General features: G+C 60.4%; 21 protein-coding genes. 14 read left to right on the forward strand and 7 right to left on the reverse strand.

Annotated features, from left to right (window positions below; translation table 11 throughout):
• Positions 1 to 7: 7 nt before the first annotated feature.
• The gene (locus HBO12_RS06445) at positions 8 to 532 is read right to left on the reverse strand and encodes a KdsC family phosphatase (protein ID WP_032860082.1); all 525 of its coding nucleotides are present in this window, start codon (positions 530 to 532) and stop codon (positions 8 to 10) included.
• Complete coding sequence (locus HBO12_RS06450) at positions 533 to 1,507, reverse strand: KpsF/GutQ family sugar-phosphate isomerase (RefSeq protein ID WP_169950873.1); 975 nt, start codon at positions 1,505 to 1,507, stop codon at positions 533 to 535.
• A 288-nt stretch (positions 1,508 to 1,795) separates the two neighbouring features.
• Between HBO12_RS06450 and HBO12_RS06455 the strand changes: the two genes are divergently transcribed.
• The 10 genes from HBO12_RS06455 to hisC all read left to right on the forward strand — a co-directional run bounded on the left by HBO12_RS06455 (position 1,796) and on the right by hisC (position 9,771).
• Positions 1,796 to 2,605, forward strand: coding sequence for an ATP-binding cassette domain-containing protein (locus HBO12_RS06455; protein ID WP_038443322.1), 810 nt, complete (start codon positions 1,796 to 1,798; stop codon positions 2,603 to 2,605).
• Positions 2,605 to 3,402, forward strand: coding sequence for a lipid asymmetry maintenance ABC transporter permease subunit MlaE (mlaE, locus tag HBO12_RS06460; RefSeq protein ID WP_170041744.1), 798 nt, complete (start codon positions 2,605 to 2,607; stop codon positions 3,400 to 3,402). The genes HBO12_RS06455 and mlaE overlap by 1 nt, the downstream gene beginning before the upstream one ends.
• The gene (gene mlaD / locus HBO12_RS06465) at positions 3,402 to 3,869 is read left to right on the forward strand and encodes an outer membrane lipid asymmetry maintenance protein MlaD (RefSeq protein WP_076963541.1); all 468 of its coding nucleotides are present in this window, start codon (positions 3,402 to 3,404) and stop codon (positions 3,867 to 3,869) included. Before mlaE ends, mlaD begins: the two co-directional genes overlap by 1 nt.
• An 11-nt stretch (positions 3,870 to 3,880) precedes the next feature.
• Positions 3,881 to 4,534 (forward strand): MlaC/ttg2D family ABC transporter substrate-binding protein, encoded by a 654-nt coding sequence (locus tag HBO12_RS06470; RefSeq protein ID WP_169950869.1) that lies wholly within the window; start codon positions 3,881 to 3,883, stop codon positions 4,532 to 4,534.
• Positions 4,531 to 4,836, forward strand: coding sequence for an STAS domain-containing protein (locus tag HBO12_RS06475; protein WP_169950867.1), 306 nt, complete (start codon positions 4,531 to 4,533; stop codon positions 4,834 to 4,836). Before HBO12_RS06470 ends, HBO12_RS06475 begins: the two co-directional genes overlap by 4 nt.
• Before the next feature lie 114 nt (positions 4,837 to 4,950).
• The gene (locus tag HBO12_RS06480; RefSeq protein ID WP_010567702.1) at positions 4,951 to 5,190 is read left to right on the forward strand and encodes a BolA family protein; all 240 of its coding nucleotides are present in this window, start codon (positions 4,951 to 4,953) and stop codon (positions 5,188 to 5,190) included.
• A 23-nt stretch (positions 5,191 to 5,213) separates the two neighbouring features.
• A complete protein-coding gene (gene murA, locus HBO12_RS06485) occupies positions 5,214 to 6,479 on the forward strand; it encodes a UDP-N-acetylglucosamine 1-carboxyvinyltransferase (protein ID WP_029291769.1) in 1,266 nt (421 codons plus the stop codon).
• A gap of 156 nt (positions 6,480 to 6,635) precedes the next feature.
• Positions 6,636 to 7,271, forward strand: coding sequence for an ATP phosphoribosyltransferase (gene hisG, locus HBO12_RS06490; protein WP_003188599.1), 636 nt, complete (start codon positions 6,636 to 6,638; stop codon positions 7,269 to 7,271).
• Positions 7,272 to 7,398: 127 nt separating this feature from the next.
• On the forward strand, positions 7,399 to 8,715 hold the full coding sequence (hisD, locus tag HBO12_RS06495; protein ID WP_169950862.1) for a histidinol dehydrogenase: 1,317 nt from the start codon (positions 7,399 to 7,401) through the stop codon (positions 8,713 to 8,715).
• A 3-nt stretch (positions 8,716 to 8,718) separates the two neighbouring features.
• Positions 8,719 to 9,771, forward strand: coding sequence for a histidinol-phosphate transaminase (hisC, locus tag HBO12_RS06500; protein WP_170041745.1), 1,053 nt, complete (start codon positions 8,719 to 8,721; stop codon positions 9,769 to 9,771).
• Between the two features lie 130 nt (positions 9,772 to 9,901).
• Here the strand turns inward: hisC and HBO12_RS06505 are convergent, their stop codons facing one another.
• Positions 9,902 to 11,176 (reverse strand): uracil-xanthine permease family protein, encoded by a 1,275-nt coding sequence (locus HBO12_RS06505; RefSeq protein ID WP_169950858.1) that lies wholly within the window; start codon positions 11,174 to 11,176, stop codon positions 9,902 to 9,904.
• Positions 11,177 to 11,178: 2 nt separating this feature from the next.
• Complete coding sequence (gene upp / locus HBO12_RS06510) at positions 11,179 to 11,817, reverse strand: uracil phosphoribosyltransferase (RefSeq protein ID WP_029291751.1); 639 nt, start codon at positions 11,815 to 11,817, stop codon at positions 11,179 to 11,181.
• A 163-nt stretch (positions 11,818 to 11,980) separates the two neighbouring features.
• Here upp and HBO12_RS06515 point away from each other — a divergent pair, with 163 nt between their 5' ends.
• From HBO12_RS06515 to HBO12_RS06525, 3 genes are all read left to right on the forward strand, one after another.
• Positions 11,981 to 12,538 carry a hypoxanthine-guanine phosphoribosyltransferase gene (locus tag HBO12_RS06515; RefSeq protein ID WP_078046900.1) on the forward strand — a complete coding sequence of 186 codons (558 nt, stop codon included), beginning with the start codon at positions 11,981 to 11,983 and terminating at the stop codon, positions 12,536 to 12,538.
• A 3-nt stretch (positions 12,539 to 12,541) separates the two neighbouring features.
• Entirely contained in the window at positions 12,542 to 13,009 is a 468-nt protein-coding gene (locus HBO12_RS06520; RefSeq protein WP_169950856.1) for a WbuC family cupin fold metalloprotein, read from the forward strand.
• A gap of 229 nt (positions 13,010 to 13,238) precedes the next feature.
• On the forward strand, positions 13,239 to 13,526 hold the full coding sequence (locus HBO12_RS06525; RefSeq protein ID WP_169956401.1) for a PA4642 family protein: 288 nt from the start codon (positions 13,239 to 13,241) through the stop codon (positions 13,524 to 13,526).
• 69 nt (positions 13,527 to 13,595) lie between these two features.
• Here the strand turns inward: HBO12_RS06525 and mqo are convergent, their stop codons facing one another.
• Positions 13,596 to 15,104 carry a malate dehydrogenase (quinone) gene (gene mqo, locus HBO12_RS06530; protein WP_169956399.1) on the reverse strand — a complete coding sequence of 503 codons (1,509 nt, stop codon included), beginning with the start codon at positions 15,102 to 15,104 and terminating at the stop codon, positions 13,596 to 13,598.
• Positions 15,105 to 15,837: 733 nt separating this feature from the next.
• Positions 15,838 to 16,074, reverse strand: a complete 237-nt coding sequence (locus HBO12_RS06535) for a hypothetical protein (RefSeq protein WP_169956397.1) — start codon at positions 16,072 to 16,074, stop codon at positions 15,838 to 15,840.
• 170 nt (positions 16,075 to 16,244) lie between these two features.
• Here HBO12_RS06535 and HBO12_RS06540 point away from each other — a divergent pair, with 170 nt between their 5' ends.
• Positions 16,245 to 16,832 (forward strand): YajG family lipoprotein, encoded by a 588-nt coding sequence (locus HBO12_RS06540; protein ID WP_032860068.1) that lies wholly within the window; start codon positions 16,245 to 16,247, stop codon positions 16,830 to 16,832.
• A gap of 57 nt (positions 16,833 to 16,889) precedes the next feature.
• Here HBO12_RS06540 and HBO12_RS06545 read toward each other — a convergent pair whose 3' ends face one another.
• The gene (locus HBO12_RS06545; RefSeq protein WP_032860067.1) at positions 16,890 to 17,099 is read right to left on the reverse strand and encodes a hypothetical protein; all 210 of its coding nucleotides are present in this window, start codon (positions 17,097 to 17,099) and stop codon (positions 16,890 to 16,892) included.
• Between the last annotated feature and the right edge of the window lie 29 nt (positions 17,100 to 17,128).

The following is a 17,128-nucleotide window of genomic DNA, read 5'->3' on the forward strand; positions in this document are numbered from 1 at the left end:
GAAGGCTCTATAGGTAGGCGGCGTGGGCCGCTTCAAGGCTGCCCTGGGCGCGCAGGATCAGCTCGCAGAACTCGCGCGCGGCACCTTCGCCGCCACGGGCCTGGGTAATGCCGTGGGCGTGTTCGCGAACAAATGACGCGGCATTGGCCACCGCCATGCCCAGGCCGACGCGGCGAATCACCGGCAAGTCAGGTAAGTCGTCACCCAGATAGGCGACCTGCTCATAGCTTAGGTTGAGTTTCCCAAGAAGCTCATCCAGGACCACCAGTTTATCCTCGCGGCCCTGATACAGGTAAGGAATCCCCAGGTTTTGTGCGCGGCGTTCCACGACCGGGGTCTTGCGACCACTGATAATCGCGGTTTGCACGCCAGAGGCCATCAGCATCTTGATGCCCTGGCCGTCCAGCGTGTTGAACGTCTTGAATTCACTGCCGTCTTCGAGGAAGTACAGGCGGCCATCGGTCAGCACGCCGTCCACATCGAAAATTGCCAGTTTGATGGCCTTGCCCCGTTGCAACAGGTCGTTGCTCATTTACATCACTCCTGCGCGCAGCAAATCGTGCATGTTCAGGGCGCCAATCGGATGGTCGGCATCATCGACCACCACCAGGGCGCCGATTTTATGATCTTCCATGATCTTCAGGGCTTCCGCCGCGAGCATTTCGGCGCGGGCGGTCTTGCCGTGGGGGGTCATGACTTGATCGATAGTCGCGGTATGGATATCGATGGTGCGGTCCAGGGTGCGACGCAGGTCGCCGTCGGTGAACACCCCGGCCAGGCGCCCGTCGGCCTCGAGGATCACGGTCATGCCCAGGCCCTTGCGGGTCATTTCCATCAGCGCGTCCTTGAGCAGCGTGCCACGCTGTACCTGTGGCAGCTCATCGCCAGCATGCATGACGTTTTCCACTTTCAGCAGCAGGCGACGGCCAAGGGCGCCACCCGGGTGGGAAAAGGCGAAGTCTTCGGCGGTAAAACCACGGGCTTCCAGCAGTGCTACGGCCAGCGCGTCGCCCATGACCAGGGCGGCGGTGGTGGAGGAGGTCGGCGCCAGGTTCAGTGGGCAGGCTTCATGGGTCACATGCACGTTCAGGTTCACTTCGGCGGCCTTGGCCAGCGTCGAGTCCGGGTTACCGGTCATGCTGATCAGCTTGATGCCCAGGCGCTTGATCAGGGGCAGCAGGGTCACGATTTCGTTGGTGGTGCCGGAGTTAGACAGGGCGACGATCACGTCGTCGCGGGTAATCATGCCCATGTCACCGTGGCTGGCTTCGGCCGGGTGCACGAAAAAAGCCGTGGTGCCGGTGCTCGCCAGGGTGGCGGCAATCTTGTTGCCGACATGGCCTGACTTGCCCATGCCGACCACGACAACCCGGCCTTTACTGGCCAGGATCATCTCGCAGGCGCGTACGAAATCTGCGTCGATATGGGCCAGCAAGCCTTCTACGGCTTCAAGCTCGAGGCGGATGGTGCGTTGTGCGGATTGAATAAGGTCGTTGGATTGGCTCATGTCTGAAATCGTATAGCCTGACGAAAAGTCGGCGATTATAGCGGGATTGAGCAATTCCCTCACGCAAGTTCGTCAGCTGTTGTTCTTCTAGAGAGTGAGATCAGTCCCAAATGCGCTTTTTACCTGTCCTGTTTCTGAACAAGCGCTGCTGCGGCCTTGGGCGCTCTACGTCAGCAGTGATATAGTTCGCCGCCAGTTCGGTCCGCGCAGCGCACATGTGTCTAACTGTCGCAAGCAGTTGTCCCAAGCATGGTGTCTGAGTGAGAAGCTGCATCCCAAGGAGTTTAGATGAGTGCCGATAACGCCTACGCGGTCGAGCTGAAGGGCCTTTCCTTCAAGCGCGGTACGCGCAGCATCTTCAATAATGTCGATATTCGCATTCCCCGCGGCAAGGTGACGGGTATCATGGGCCCTTCCGGTTGCGGCAAGACGACTCTGCTGCGCCTGATGGGCATGCAGTTGCGTCCGACTGCCGGGGAGGTCTGGGTCAATGGCCAGAACCTGCCGACCCTGTCGCGCAGCGACTTGTTCGATGCGCGCAAGCACATGGGGGTGCTGTTCCAGAGCGGCGCTCTGTTCACCGACCTCGATGTTTTCGAAAACGTCGCGTTCCCGCTGCGAGTGCACACCCAGCTGTCCGAAGAAATGATTCGTGACATTGTTTTGTTGAAGCTGCAGGCCGTCGGCCTTCGCGGTGCCATCGACCTGATGCCAGATGAACTCTCCGGCGGTATGAAGCGGCGTGTCGCCCTGGCGCGGGCGATTGCGCTCGATCCGCAGATCCTCATGTATGACGAGCCGTTCGTCGGCCAGGACCCTATCGCCATGGGCGTCCTGGTGCGCCTGATCCGCCTGCTCAACGATGCGCTGGGCATCACCAGTATCGTGGTTTCCCACGACCTGGCCGAAACCGCGAGCATTGCCGACTACCTCTATGTGGTCGGCGATGGCCAGGTATTGGGCCAGGGCACGCCTGAAGAGCTGATGAACGCTGATAACCCGCGCATTCGCCAATTCATGACCGGCGATCCTGATGGCCCGGTGCCTTTTCATTTTCCGGCAGCGGATTACCGCGCAGATCTCCTGGGGAAGCGCTGATGCGCAAGACATCTTTAATCGAGAGGGTTCGCCTTTTCGGTCGTTCCGGCATCGACATTGTCGAAGTGCTCGGGCGTTCGACGATTTTCCTGTTTCACGCCTTGCTGGGCCGCGGCAGTATCGGCGGCGGTTTTGGCTTGCTGCTCAAGCAGTTGCACTCGGTGGGCGTGATGTCCCTGGTGATCATCGTGGTCTCCGGGGTTTTCATCGGCATGGTGCTGGCGTTGCAGGGCTTCAATATCCTGTCCAGCTACGGTTCCGAGCAGGCGGTGGGGCAGATGGTTGCGCTGACGCTGCTGCGTGAACTGGGGCCGGTGGTCACCGCGTTGCTGTTTGCCGGGCGCGCCGGTTCTGCGTTGACTGCCGAGATCGGCAACATGAAGGCCACCGAGCAGTTGTCCAGCCTGGAAATGATCGGCGTGGACCCGCTCAAGTACATCGTTGCCCCGCGCCTGTGGGCCGGCTTCATTTCCCTGCCTCTGCTGGCGATGATTTTCAGCGTGGTCGGGATCTGGGGCGGCTCATGGGTGGCAGTGGACTGGCTGGGGGTCTACGACGGCTCCTACTGGGCCAACATGCAAAACAGCGTGACGTTCAGCGGTGACGTGCTCAATGGCATTATCAAGAGCATCGTCTTCGCCTTCGTCGTGACTTGGATCGCCGTATTCCAAGGCTATGACTGTGAGCCCACTTCAGAAGGGATCAGTCGTGCCACCACCAAGACCGTTGTGTACGCCTCGCTGGCGGTACTGGGTCTTGACTTCATTTTGACCGCCTTGATGTTTGGAGATTTCTGATGCAAAACCGCACTGTGGAAATCGGTGTCGGCCTTTTCTTGCTGGCTGGCATCCTGGCTTTACTGTTGCTTGCCCTGCGAGTCAGCGGCTTGTCGGCCAGCTCCAGCGCCGACACCTATAAACTTTACGCCTACTTCGACAATATCGCCGGTTTGACGGTCAGATCCAAAGTGACCATGGCCGGTGTGACCATCGGCAAGGTCACGGCAATCGATCTGGACCGCGACAGCTTCACCGGCCGAGTGACCCTGCAACTGGACAAGAAGGTAGATAACCTGCCGACTGACTCCACGGCGTCTATCCTCACGGCGGGTCTGCTGGGCGAGAAGTACATCGGTATCAGCGTGGGCGGGGAAGAAGCCTTGCTCAAGGATGGTTCGACCATTCATGACACACAGTCGTCGTTGGTGCTGGAGGACCTGATCGGTAAATTCCTGCTTAATACGGTTAGTAAAGACGCCAAATGAGGAGTTTGTTCATGATCTCAACCTTGCGACGTGGCCTGTTGGTGCTGTTGGCAGCCTTGCCATTGATGGCTAACGCCGTGGCAGCGCCTTCGGCGCACGACATAATTGATAGAACCACCAAAGAGCTGCTGGCTGACCTTGCCGCAAACAAAGAGCAGTACAAGCAGAGCCCAAGCGCGTTCTACGATGCCCTCAACGGTATCGTGGGCCCGGTGGTCGATGCTGATGGCATCTCCCGCAGCATCATGACTGTCAAGTACTCGCGCAAGGCCACGCCTGCGCAGATGCAGCGTTTCCAGGAAAACTTCAAGCGCAGCCTGATGCAGTTCTACGGCAACGCCCTGCTGGAATACAACAACCAGGGTATCGTCGTATCTCCGGCCAAGGATGAGTCCGGCAACCGTACCAGCGTGGATATGCAGGTCAAGGGCAACAATGGCTCGATCTACCCGGTTTCCTACACCCTCGAGAAAATCAACGGTGAATGGAAAGTGCGCAACGTGATCATCAACGGCATCAACATCGGCAAGCTGTTCCGTGACCAGTTCGCCGATGCCATGCAGCGCAATGGCAACGACCTGGACAAGACCATCGATGGTTGGGCCGGCGAAGTGGCCAAGGCCAAGGAAGTGACCGAAGAAGCTGCAGAGAAGCAGGCCCCATGACTGAGTCGGCTGTTCGTCAAGGCCAGGCCGGCGAGCTGCTCTTAAGTGGCGTGCTCGACTACAGCACCGGGCCGGCCCTGCGCAAGCAGGGCCAGGCGCTGATCAATGCCAGCACTGCGTCGGCAGTGGTTATCGACTGCTCGGCGGTGGTGAAGTCCAGCAGTGTTGGCTTGTCATTGCTCCTGTGTTTCCTACGCGACGCCGCGGCGGTCAACAAACCTGCCAGTATTCGTGCATTACCCGAGGATATGCGGGAAATTGCCCAGGTTTGCGGTCTGGCCGAGCTGTTGGCGCATCCTTAATACACATTATTGAAGAAGCCCCCCGTCAGAGTCCTGCTATGCGGGGTTCGCAGGCGCGGGGCTTTTTTGTATGATGTGCGACCCGCGCGCACTGGGCGCCGATAGAGGTTGAGCATGCAGGCCCTAGAAGTTAAAAGCTTCCTTGAAGGAAAGCTGCCGAATACTGAGGTTGCAGTTGAAGGCGAAGGCTGCAATTTCCAGCTGAACGTGATTAGCGATGAACTGGCGGCATTGAGCCCGGTCAAGCGTCAGCAGCAGATCTATGCCCATTTGAACCCGTGGATCACCGATGGCAGCATCCATGCGGTCACTATGAAATTTTTCAGCCGCGCGGCCTGGGCCGAGCGCACCTGAGCCCCCAAGGCGTCGAGATTCTTATGGATAAATTGATTATTACCGGCGGTGCCCGTCTTGATGGCGAAATCCGTATCTCCGGGGCTAAAAACTCGGCCTTGCCGATCCTGGCCGCTACCTTGCTGTGTGATGGCCCGGTTACCGTAGCCAACCTGCCGCACCTGCACGACATCACCACCATGATCGAGCTGTTCGGTCGCATGGGCATTGAGCCGGTGATCGACGAGAAGCTGTCGGTCGAAATCGACCCGCGCACCATCAAGACCCTGATCGCCCCGTACGAACTGGTGAAAACCATGCGTGCCTCGATCCTGGTACTGGGCCCGATGGTTGCCCGTTTCGGCGAAGCCGAAGTGGCACTGCCTGGCGGTTGCGCCATTGGCTCGCGGCCGGTAGACCTGCACATCCGTGGCCTTGAAGCCATGGGTGCAACCATCGACGTCGAAGGCGGCTACATCAAGGCCAAGGCGCCGGAAGGCGGCCTGCGTGGCGCGAACTTCTTCTTTGATACCGTCAGCGTGACCGGTACCGAGAACATCATGATGGCCGCTGCCCTGGCCAACGGCCGCAGCGTCCTGCAAAACGCCGCGCGCGAGCCGGAAGTGGTCGACCTGGCCAACTTCCTGATCGCCATGGGTGCCAACATTACTGGCGCCGGCACCGACACCATCACCATCGACGGTGTGAAGCGCCTGCACTCGGCTACCTATAAGGTCATGCCGGACCGTATCGAGACCGGTACCTACCTGGTTGCTGCTGCCGTCACCGGTGGTCGCGTCAAGGTCAAGGATACCGATCCGACCATCCTGGAAGCGGTCCTGGAAAAACTGCGCGAAGCGGGTGCCGAAATCACCACCGGCGAAGACTGGATCGAGCTGAACATGCACGGCAAGCGGCCAAAAGCCGTCAACGTGCGTACCGCTCCGTACCCGGCGTTCCCGACCGACATGCAGGCGCAGTTCATCTCCCTGAACGCGATTGCCGAAGGCACCGGTGCTGTGATCGAGACCATCTTCGAGAACCGTTTCATGCACGTGTACGAACTGCACCGCATGGGCGCCAAGATCCAGGTCGAAGGCAACACAGCCATCGTCACCGGTATCGAGCAGCTCAAGGGCGCGCCAGTAATGGCCACCGACCTGCGGGCTTCGGCCAGCCTGGTGATCTCGGCGCTGTGCGCTGACGGCGACACCCTGATCGATCGCATCTACCACATAGACCGTGGCTACGAGTGCATCGAAGAAAAACTGCAGATGCTCGGCGCAAAAATTCGCCGCGTACCGGGCTAGTCCCCACTGCTCGGGCGCAGGGAAGCGCCCGCCCGAGGTGTGCACAGGCACGCCTTGGCTGAATTTGTTTCAAATCGAGGCTGTAATGGCCTCGATCTGTGTCTGGCGCCGTTTGCGACCGGACAGCAATAGCCTGATGAAGGACTGACGTTTCCCATGTTGACCATCGCACTGTCCAAGGGCCGCATCCTTGACGATACTTTGCCGCTTCTGGCTGAAGCGGGCATCGTGCCGACCGAGAATCCGGACAAGAGCCGCAAGCTGATCATCCCCACGACCCAGGACGACGTTCGCCTGTTGATCGTGCGGGCTACCGACGTGCCGACCTACGTGGAACATGGCGCCGCCGACCTTGGTGTCGCCGGTAAAGACGTGTTGATGGAATACGGCGGCCAGGGCCTGTACGAGCCGCTGGACCTGCGTATCGCCCTGTGCAAGCTGATGACTGCCGGTCGTGTCGGTGACGTCGAGCCAAAAGGCCGCCTGCGGGTGGCCACCAAGTTCGTCAACGTCGCCAAGCGTTATTACGCCGAGCAAGGCCGCCAGGTCGATATCATCAAGCTCTATGGCTCGATGGAGCTGGCACCGCTGATCGGCCTGGCCGACAAGATCATCGACGTGGTCGACACCGGCAACACCCTGCGCGCCAACGGCCTGGAACCCCAGGACTTTATCGCTGACATCAGCTCCCGCCTGATCGTCAACAAAGCTTCGATGAAAATGCAGCACGCCCGGATCCAGGCGTTGATCGACACCCTGCGCAAGGCAGTGGAGTCTCGACACCGCGGTTGACTCACCTGCGCGGCCCTAGGTCGCGCCCGTCTATCCGCCTCATAGCCAGAATTCTCAGGTGCCCAAGCGGAAACGACTGCTAGTTTAGGGCGCCTGAGTTTTTGCCAATACTATTGAGGCCCTCGCTATGACCACGTCCACTGCAATTGCCCGACTCAACGCTGCCGACCCGGATTTCGCCCATCATCTGGATCATCTGCTGAGCTGGGAAAGTGTGTCCGACGACTCGGTCAACCAGCGGGTGCTCGACATCATCAAGGCCGTGCGTGAGCGCGGCGATGCGGCGCTGGTGGACTTTACCCGCCAGTTCGACGGCCTGGACGTCAAGTCCATGGCCGACCTGATCCTGCCCCGCGAACGCCTGGAGTTGGCCCTGACGCGCATCACCGCGCCCCAGCGTGAAGCCCTGGAAGTCGCGGCCGCGCGGGTGCGCAGCTACCACGAAAAACAGAAGCAGGATTCCTGGAGCTACACCGAGGCTGATGGCACGGTGCTGGGGCAGAAAGTCACGCCCCTGGACCGCGCCGGCCTGTACGTGCCAGGCGGCAAGGCTTCATACCCTTCGTCGGTGCTGATGAATGCCATTCCCGCCAAAGTGGCGGGTGTGACCGAAGTGGTCATGGTGGTCCCGACCCCGCGCGGTGAAATCAACGAACTGGTGCTGGCTGCCGCTTGCATCGCAGGCGTTGACCGCGTGTTTACCATCGGTGGCGCCCAGGCCGTCGCTGCGTTGGCCTATGGCACCGAAAGCGTGCCGAAAGTAGACAAGGTGGTCGGCCCCGGCAACATCTATGTCGCCACCGCCAAGCGCCATGTGTTTGGCCAAGTCGGGATCGACATGATCGCCGGCCCTTCGGAAATCCTCGTGGTGTGCGACGGCCAGACCGATCCGGACTGGATCGCCATGGACCTGTTCTCCCAGGCCGAGCACGACGAAGACGCCCAGGCGATCCTGGTCAGCCCCGACGCCGAGTTCCTCGACAAGGTGGCGGCGAGCATCAACAAGTTGCTGCCGACCATGGACCGCGCCGAGATTATCGAGAAGTCGATCAATGGCCGGGGGGCGCTGATCCAGGTGCGGGACATGGAACAGGCTATCGAAGTGGCCAACCGCATTGCCCCTGAGCACTTGGAGCTGTCGGTGGCCGACCCACAGGCCTGGCTGCCATCGATTCGCCACGCCGGTGCGATCTTCATGGGTCGCCACACCAGCGAAGCCCTGGGTGACTACTGCGCCGGCCCCAACCATGTGTTGCCGACCTCGGGCACTGCGCGATTTTCGTCGCCGCTGGGGGTGTATGACTTCCAGAAGCGCTCGTCGATCATCTTTTGCTCGCCACAAGGTGCTTCCGAGCTAGGCAAGACCGCCTCGGTGCTGGCCCGTGGTGAATCGTTGAGCGCGCACGCCCGCAGCGCCGAATACCGCATCGTCAAGGGGGAGTAAGACATGAGCAAATTCTGGAGCCCTTTCGTCAAGGACCTCGTGCCTTACGTGCCCGGCGAGCAGCCGAAGCTGACCAAGCTGGTCAAGCTCAACACCAACGAAAATCCCTATGGCCCGTCGCCCAAGGCCCTGGCGGCGATGCAGGCCGAGTTGAACGACAACCTGCGTTTGTACCCGGACCCCAACAGCGACCTGCTCAAGCAGGCCGTGGCCAAGTACTACGGGGTGGATGGAAGCAAGGTCTTCCTCGGTAACGGTTCCGACGAAGTCCTGGCGCATATCTTCCACGGTCTGTTCCAGCACGACCTGCCACTGTTGTTCCCGGATATCAGCTACAGCTTCTACCCGGTGTACTGCGGCCTGTATGGCATCACCTCGGCCCCGGTGCCGCTGGACGAGCAGTTCCAGATCCGCGTGGCGGACTACGCCAAGCCCAACGGCGGGATCATCTTCCCCAACCCGAACGCGCCGACCGGCTGCGTGCTGGCGCTGGACGCGGTGGAGCAGGTGCTCAAGGCCAGCCCGGATTCGGTGGTGGTGGTCGATGAAGCCTATATCGACTTCGGCGGCGAAACCGCCATCAGCCTGGTGGATCGCTACCCCAACCTGCTGGTCACCCAGACCCTCTCCAAATCGCGCTCACTGGCCGGTTTGCGGGTAGGCCTGGCGGTGGGGCATCCGGACCTGATCGAGGCGCTGGAGCGGGTCAAGAACAGCTTCAACTCCTATCCACTGGATCGCCTGGCGATTGTCGGCGCGGCGGCGGCCTTTGAAGATCGTGAATACTTCGAGAAGACCTGCCAATTGGTGATCGACAGCCGCGAGAAGGTGGTTGCGCAGTTGCAGGACAAAGGCTTTGAAGTGCTACCGTCGGCTGCCAACTTCATCTTCGCTCGCCACCCACGGCACGACGCGGCCAGCCTGGCGGCCAAGCTGCGTGAGCAAGGGGTGATCGTGCGGCACTTCAAGCAGGAGCGGATTGCCCAGTTCCTGCGGATCAGCATCGGTACGCCTGAGCAGAACCAGGCGTTGATCGATGGCTTGGGCGATCTTTAAGGCTTAGATCTATATTGGCTGGACTGGCCTCATCGCGGGCAAGCCCGGCTCCCACATTGGAATGCGTTCCCATGTGGGAGCCGGGCTTGCCCGCGATGAGGCCATCAGCAACACCGACAGTCCCTAACCTTCAGAGCAACGGCTCGTCCGGCTTCTTGTGCTTCCAGCCATCATTGCCCGGCAGCAGCAGGTTCAGGCCAATCGCTACCACCGCGCACAGGGCGATGCCCTTGAGGCCGAAATCGTCCGGGCCAGTGCCGGTGCCGATCAGCACACCACCTATCCCGAACACCAGGGTCACCGACACAATCACCAGATTGCGCGCCTCCCCCAGGTCGATCTTGTGACGGATCAAGGTGTTCATCCCCACCGCCGCAATCGAACCGAACAGCAGGCACAGAATCCCGCCCATCACCGGCACCGGAATGCTCTGCAGCAGCGCGCCGAACTTGCCGACAAAGGCCAGGGTGATGGCAAATACCGCCGCCCAGGTCATGATTTTCGGGTTGTAGTTCTTGGTCAGCATTACCGCGCCGGTCACTTCGGCGTAGGTAGTGTTGGGCGGGCCGCCGAACAGGCCAGCCGTGGTGGTGGCGATGCCGTCGCCCAATAGCGTGCGATGCAGGCCGGGCTTTTTCAGGTAATCGCGACCGGTCACGCTACCCACGGCAATCACGCCGCCGATGTGTTCAATGGCTGGTGCCAGGGCTACCGGGACGATGAACAGAATCGCCTGCCAGTTGAATTCCGGCGCGGTGAAGTGGGGCAGGGCGAACCACGGGGCGGCGGCGATCTTCGCGGTGTCGACCACGCCAAAGTAGAACGACATGCCAAAACCCACCAGCACCCCGGCAATGATCGGCACCAGGCGGAAAATGCCCTTGCCGAATACGGCCACGATCAGCGTGGTCAGCAGCGCCGGCATCGAGATCAGCATTGCCGTCTGGTAGTGGATCAGCTCGGCACCGTCGCCCGACTTGCCCATTGCCATGTTCGCGGCAATCGGCGCCATGGCCAGGCCGATGGAGATGATCACCGGTCCGATCACCACGGGCGGCAGCAGCCGGTCGATAAAACCGGTGCCTTTGATCTTCACGGCCAGGCCGAGGAAGGTGTAGACGAAACCCGCCGCCATCACCCCGCCCATGGTCGCCGCAAGGCCGAACTGGCCCTTGGCGAGAATGATCGGGGTGATAAAGGCAAAGCTCGAGGCCAGGAACACCGGCACTTGGCGCCCCGTGACGACCTGGAACAGCAATGTGCCCAGGCCTGCGGTAAACAGCGCAACGTTTGGATCAAGACCTGTGATCAGTGGCATCAACACCAGCGCGCCAAATGCTACGAAGAGCATTTGTGCGCCAGACAGGATCTGGCGCCAAAGCGGGTCGTTGAATTCATCCTGCATGCTCACGCGTCCTTCTGCTTGGTGCCGAAGATCTTGTCGCCAGCATCGCCCAGGCCCGGAATGATGTAGCCGTGCTCGTTCAGGCGCTCATCGATGGACGCGGTATAGATCACTACATCCGGGTGCGCTTTTTCGACGGCGGCAATACCTTCGGGAGCAGCGACCAGCACCATGGCGCGGATGTCCTTGCAGCCGGCTTTCTTCAGCAGATCGATGGTGGCAACCATGGAGCTACCGGTGGCCAGCATCGGGTCGATGATCATCGCCAGGCGCTCGTCGATTTCCGGGACGAGTTTTTCCAGGTAGGTGTGGGCCTGCAGGGTCTCTTCGTTGCGGGCGACGCCCACAGCGCTGACCTTGGCGCCCGGGATCAGGCTCAGCACGCCTTCAAGCATGCCGATACCGGCGCGCAGGATCGGCACCACGGTAATTTTCTTGCCGGCGATTTTCTCGACCTGGACGGGACCGCACCAACCGGGGATCTCGTAGTTTTCCAGGGGCAAATCTTTGGTGGCTTCGTAGGTGAGCAACGCTCCGACTTCCTGAGCAAGCTCACGGAAGTTCTTCGTGCTAATGTCGGCGCGGCGCATAAGGCCGAGCTTGTGTCGGATCAGCGGGTGGCGGATCTCACGGATGGGCATGGGGAAAGGCTCCGGCGGCGGGCAAAAAAACCGGCCTAGATTAATCTATCCGAGGGTGTTGTCCTATAGACAACAAGTACGTTAGTCCATAAAGGCTTGAACGTTGCGTCCCAGAGGCGTACCTTCGCCCGCTTTTCTTGCCACAGTACCCCTGGAGAGCGCCATGTCCGCTGATCTCGAGCATATCCGTCAAATCATGCACGAGGCTGACTGCCTATACACCGAAGCGCAAGTCGAAGAGGCTATCGCCAAGGTCGGCGCGCACATCACCCGTGAAATGGCCGATACCAACCCGGTGGTGTTCTGTGTGATGAACGGCGGTCTGATTTTCGCCGGCAAATTGCTGACTCATCTGCAATTCCCGCTGGAAGCGTCCTACTTGCACGCCACGCGCTATCGCAACGAAACCAGCGGCGGCGACCTGTTCTGGAAGGCCAAGCCGGAAGTGTCGTTCATCGACCGTGACGTGCTGATCATCGATGACATCCTCGACGAAGGTCATACCCTGGGCGCGATCATCGACTTCTGCAAACACGCCGGCGCGCGCAAAGTGCACACCGCCGTGCTGATCGACAAGGACCACGACCGCAAGGCCCGCCCAGACCTGAAGGCTGATTATGTTGGCCTGCCGTGCATCGACCGTTACATTTTCGGTTATGGCATGGACTACAAGGGCTACTGGCGCAACGCCAATGGCATCTTTGCCGTGAAGGGGATGTAAGCCATGGCGCGTTTTCTTGATCAGTCGCTGTTTGCCGAATTGGCCGAGAAAGCCGCCCTCAACCCCCGTGGCCGGCAGAACGTCAACTTCCACCAGATGGAAGAACCTTGCCATCGCATGGCTGTTGGGTTGCAGCCACACACTTATGTGCAGCCCCATCGTCATCTCACCGCTGACAAAGCCGAGACCCTGCTGGTACTCAAGGGGCGCCTGGGCATTCTGATCTTCAGCGAGTCAGGCGAGGTCCTGGAGCGGCGCGTCTTGCAGGCGGGTGGAGATTGCCTGGGTGTCGACCTATCGCCCGGTGTTTTCCATGGCCTGGTGGTGCTTGAGCCCGACACGATGATGTTCGAGTGCAAGGCTGGCCCCTATCGCCCGGTGGGCGAGGGCGAACTGGCCACCTGGGCGCCCCGGGAAGGCGAGGCTGGCATGGCTGAGTATCATCGCTGGATGCTGGCCCAGTTCGATTGAACCTGGCAGCAAAAAAACAGGTGGGTTTGTGTGGGAGCGGGCTTGTCGGGTCGCCGCATCGCCGCGATAGCGGAGTGTCAGGTTAGATATATTCGACTGACCCACCGCCATCGCGGCGATGCGGCGACCCGACAAGCCCGCTCTCACATAGAGCCTCGTGGCTTCCGAACCTTGTGTCCCGCAGGTAGACTTCCACTCCCGTGTAAATGTCTGCAGGCTGGAGTCGGCAATGCGTAAAGATAAGAAACAAGTGATTGGTGACGAGATCGGCGACGATCAGATCAAGCTGTTCCTGGATTTTGAACCGGTCGACGCCACTTCACCGTCCCTGCACAAACTGATCAAAGCCTATCGCGGCCTGCGCATCGATGACTTCGGACGTTTCCTGACCTTTTTCAAAGAGGCCGGGCTGGACCTCGACGGCAAGGATGAGCATGGCCAGACCTTCGTCGATCTGATCAAGGACCAGCGCAACGCGGATGAGTACCTCGAGCTGATCGAACAAGCCCGCGGCTGATTTCCAAGACATACAAAAACGCCCCGTTCTCATCACGAGAGCGGGGCGTTTTTTGTCTTTTTGTAGGCGTCAGGCGTAGCTTGCGGCCTCGCTACCTTGCTCAACCAGCTCCAGGCTGATGTTGTTCTGCACGCTGATCTTGCGATACAGCTCGGCATCGGTTTCCAGGACTTTTTCCCGGGCCGGGAAGATCTCCTGCAGCTTGGCCGCCCACTCGCCGGCCGCCTGGGTCGGGAAGCAGCGTTCGATCAGATCCAGCATGATCGAAACAGTCACCGAAGCCCCTGGAGAGGCGCCCAGCAGTGCCGCCAGCGAACCGTCCTTGGCCGCGACCAGCTCGGTGCCGAATTGCAGCACGCCGCCTTTCTTCGGGTCTTTCTTGATGATCTGCACCCGTTGGCCGGCCACTTCCAGGCGCCAGTCCTCGGCTTTGGCTTCGGGGTAGAAGCGGCGCAGGGATTCCAGGCGCTGCTCCATGGACTGCATCACTTCGCTGACCAGGTACTTGGTCAGGTCCATGTTGTCCCGGGCCACGGCCAGCATCGGGCCGATGTTGCCCAGGCGAATCGACATCGGCAGGTCAAGGAACGAACCGAACTTGAGGAACTTGGTGGTGAAGCCGGCATATGGCCCGAACAGCAGGGATTTCTTGCCATCCACCACGCGGGTGTCCAGGTGCGGCACCGACATCGGCGGCGAACCCACGGCGGCCTGGCTGTAGACCTTGGCCTGGTGCTGCTTGACCACTTGCGGGTTGTCGCAACGCAGCCACTGGCCGCTGACCGGGAAACCGCCAAAGCCCTTGCTCTCTTCGATGCCTGAGGCTTGCAGCAGCGGCAGGGCCGCGCCGCCGGCGCCGAGGAACACGAACTTGGCGTCGACATGGCGCGTGTTGCCGCTGTTGACGTCCTTGATGCTCACGGTCCAGCCAGCACCATTGCGCTTGAGGCCGGTGACGCGCTTGCTGTACTTGACCTGGGCATCGGCCGAGCTGCTCAGGTGCGCGAGCAATTGGTTGGTCAGAGCGCCGAAGTTGACGTCGGTGCCGTTCATCACGCGGGTCGCGGCGATTTTTTCGTCAGCCGGGCGGCCCGGCATCATCAGCGGCATCCACTCGGCCATTTCGGCACGGTCTTCGGTGTAGTGCATATCCGAGAACGCGTGGTGCTGGCTGAGGGTTTCAAAGCGCTTCTTGAGGAACGACACGCCTTTTTCGCCCTGCACGAAGCTCAGGTGCGGCACTGGGCTGATAAAGGACTTGGACGAGCCAAAGGTGCCTTTTTTGGTCAGGTACGCCCAGAACTGCTTCGACACCTCGAACTGGGTGTTGATGTGCACGGCTTTTTTGATGTCGATGGAGCCATCACCCGCCTGCGGGGTGTAGTTCAGCTCGCACAGGCCGGCGTGGCCGGTACCGGCGTTGTTCCACGGGTTGGAACTCTCCGCGGCACCCGAATCCATCAGCTCAACGACTTCCAGCTTGAGGCCGGGGTCGAGCTCCTTGAGCAGCACGGCAAGGGTGGCACTCATGATGCCCGCACCTACCAGTACTACGTCGACTGCTTCGTTATGCGCCATTTAACGCGTCTCCAAAATCTGCAGCACCAAATTGACGGCATGGCTGCCAGGAGTGACGGGGCGGTTCACGTGATGCCCCAGGTTACCCATGGCCAGGATCGCCATGTCCGATTCTTCGCAATTTTTTTGCAACTTCAGCGGACGCTGCCGACCAGGCCTTATCTGCATATGAACGCATTTAAGGGGCCCTGTGGCAATTCGACTTATGGTCAAGTACGTCCGATCGTGCAACCAAATCCGTAGCGGACAGGCTTCAAGCTCCGGTTTTTGAGGAGTACTCGGTCCTGTGTGGTTGGGCAGTGCCAGACGTTGATGGTGCTTGTACAAACGCAAAACTATTCATTTGCTCGCCACACTCTTGTGAAGTTGTGAAAACCCGTTTTTTTCACGCTCTTTTGAAGACGTGAACCTCAAAAAAGGGCTGCCCCAGCCTGGCACCTGGCCCGAAATCACTGCCGACACGCGGCATAACGGGCAAACAACTCAAGTGGCCGAGCGCAATGGCAGCTCTGGCAGATTCGGTAAAGGCGCAGGTTTGCAGACAAAACAGCCAGCTCGCCAGCTTCACTCGATCTGTGTGGGCGGCTCTCTGTGGGCGGTGCGGGGGAGCTAATACCAGGGCATTAGCGATGCTGCGAGGCCCGATCAGGAGACGTCCTTATAATCGGGGGGAGATTGTAGCGAAGAACTGTCGGGAAATGGACGTGTTTTATGACTTTTATTAGCGCTTCGGTCAGGCGGTCAACGGCAGGCGGTGTGATGACCGTGCGCGGCGCGGGCTGACACGGGCGCGGGCGGGCAGAGGATGGTGCATCCAGCTCAGGCGGATCTCCTGGACTTCGACCCAGCCTTCGCCCACGGGCGGCTGGCTGCATTGCTTGAAGGCCTGGCAGCGACCTTGCGAGTCGAGCAGGGCAAAGTTGCGATGGGCGGGCGTGCGCGCGAAAAAGCGCCAGAGAAGATTGAGCATGGCGGGCCTCCTGAGAATGACGCCAAGCATATCTGTCAAGAATGACATCTGGGTGACACTGAGTCGCTGCACGCAGGCCTGGACCTGAGGTTGTAACTGGCGCTAGTTCCAGGCGGTGACGCGCCGCTATACTGGCGCACTGTCGGTACCTGAATTCTGGAGAGAAAAGCATGTTGCAACGCCTGTTGTTCGGTTTGATCACTGTGACCAGCTTGACCCTGGTTGGCTGCGCCCACAGCCCGCAGCAACTCAGCCCGCAACCCAAGCTCACCACCCAGTTGGCGCCTGTGGGCCATGGCCAGCCGGTCTCGGTGCGTGTGGTTGATGGCCGTCCGTCGCCAACCCTGGGTACCCGTGGTGGCCTGTACCCGGAAACCAGCGCCATCACGGTGACCGGTGCCGACGTGCTGCCCAAGCTGCAAGCCCAGGCCGAAGCGGCTGTGCGCCTGCTGGGCTTTACCCCGACCAGCAACTCGCCAGGCGCACCGCAACTGACGGTGACCCTGGCCGAGCTGAAGTATCAGTCGCCCAAGGAAGGCCTGTACGTGACCGAAGCCACCATCGGCGCGACCTTCCGCTCTGATGTGTCGGCCGGCAACCGCCGCTACAACGGCCGTTACGCTGCGTCCCTGGACCAGCGCTTTGGTATGGCGCCGAACCAGGAAACCAACACCAAGCTGGTCAGCGACGTGTTGAGTGATGCCCTGACGCGTCTGTTCAAGGATCCAAGCATCGGCCAGATCCTCAGCTCGCAGTAATCGGTTGTAAAAAAGCCGGGCCCCGCCAAGGGCCCGGCTTTTTTGTGTCTGCTGCGGTCATGCCGCCGTTTCGACATAAAAGTCCAGCACACTCACTCCCGTCAGCAGATCCAGCTCCGGCAGGTCGGCATGCTGATGCCCGCCGAGGGCGCAATACACCAGCCAGTGCCGGTCCTGGACATTGAACGCCAGGCCGCCGACCAGCGCCTCTTGCTCATCGGTAGGGGCGATCAGGTACAGCCGATCCTGGTTCTGCGCGTGCAACATGACAAGCTCCCGGGTGTGCGAAGGGCAAC

Source organism: Pseudomonas sp. WS 5059, assembly GCF_012985525.1.
In the GTDB taxonomy this organism is placed as follows: Bacteria; Pseudomonadota; Gammaproteobacteria; order Pseudomonadales; family Pseudomonadaceae; genus Aquipseudomonas.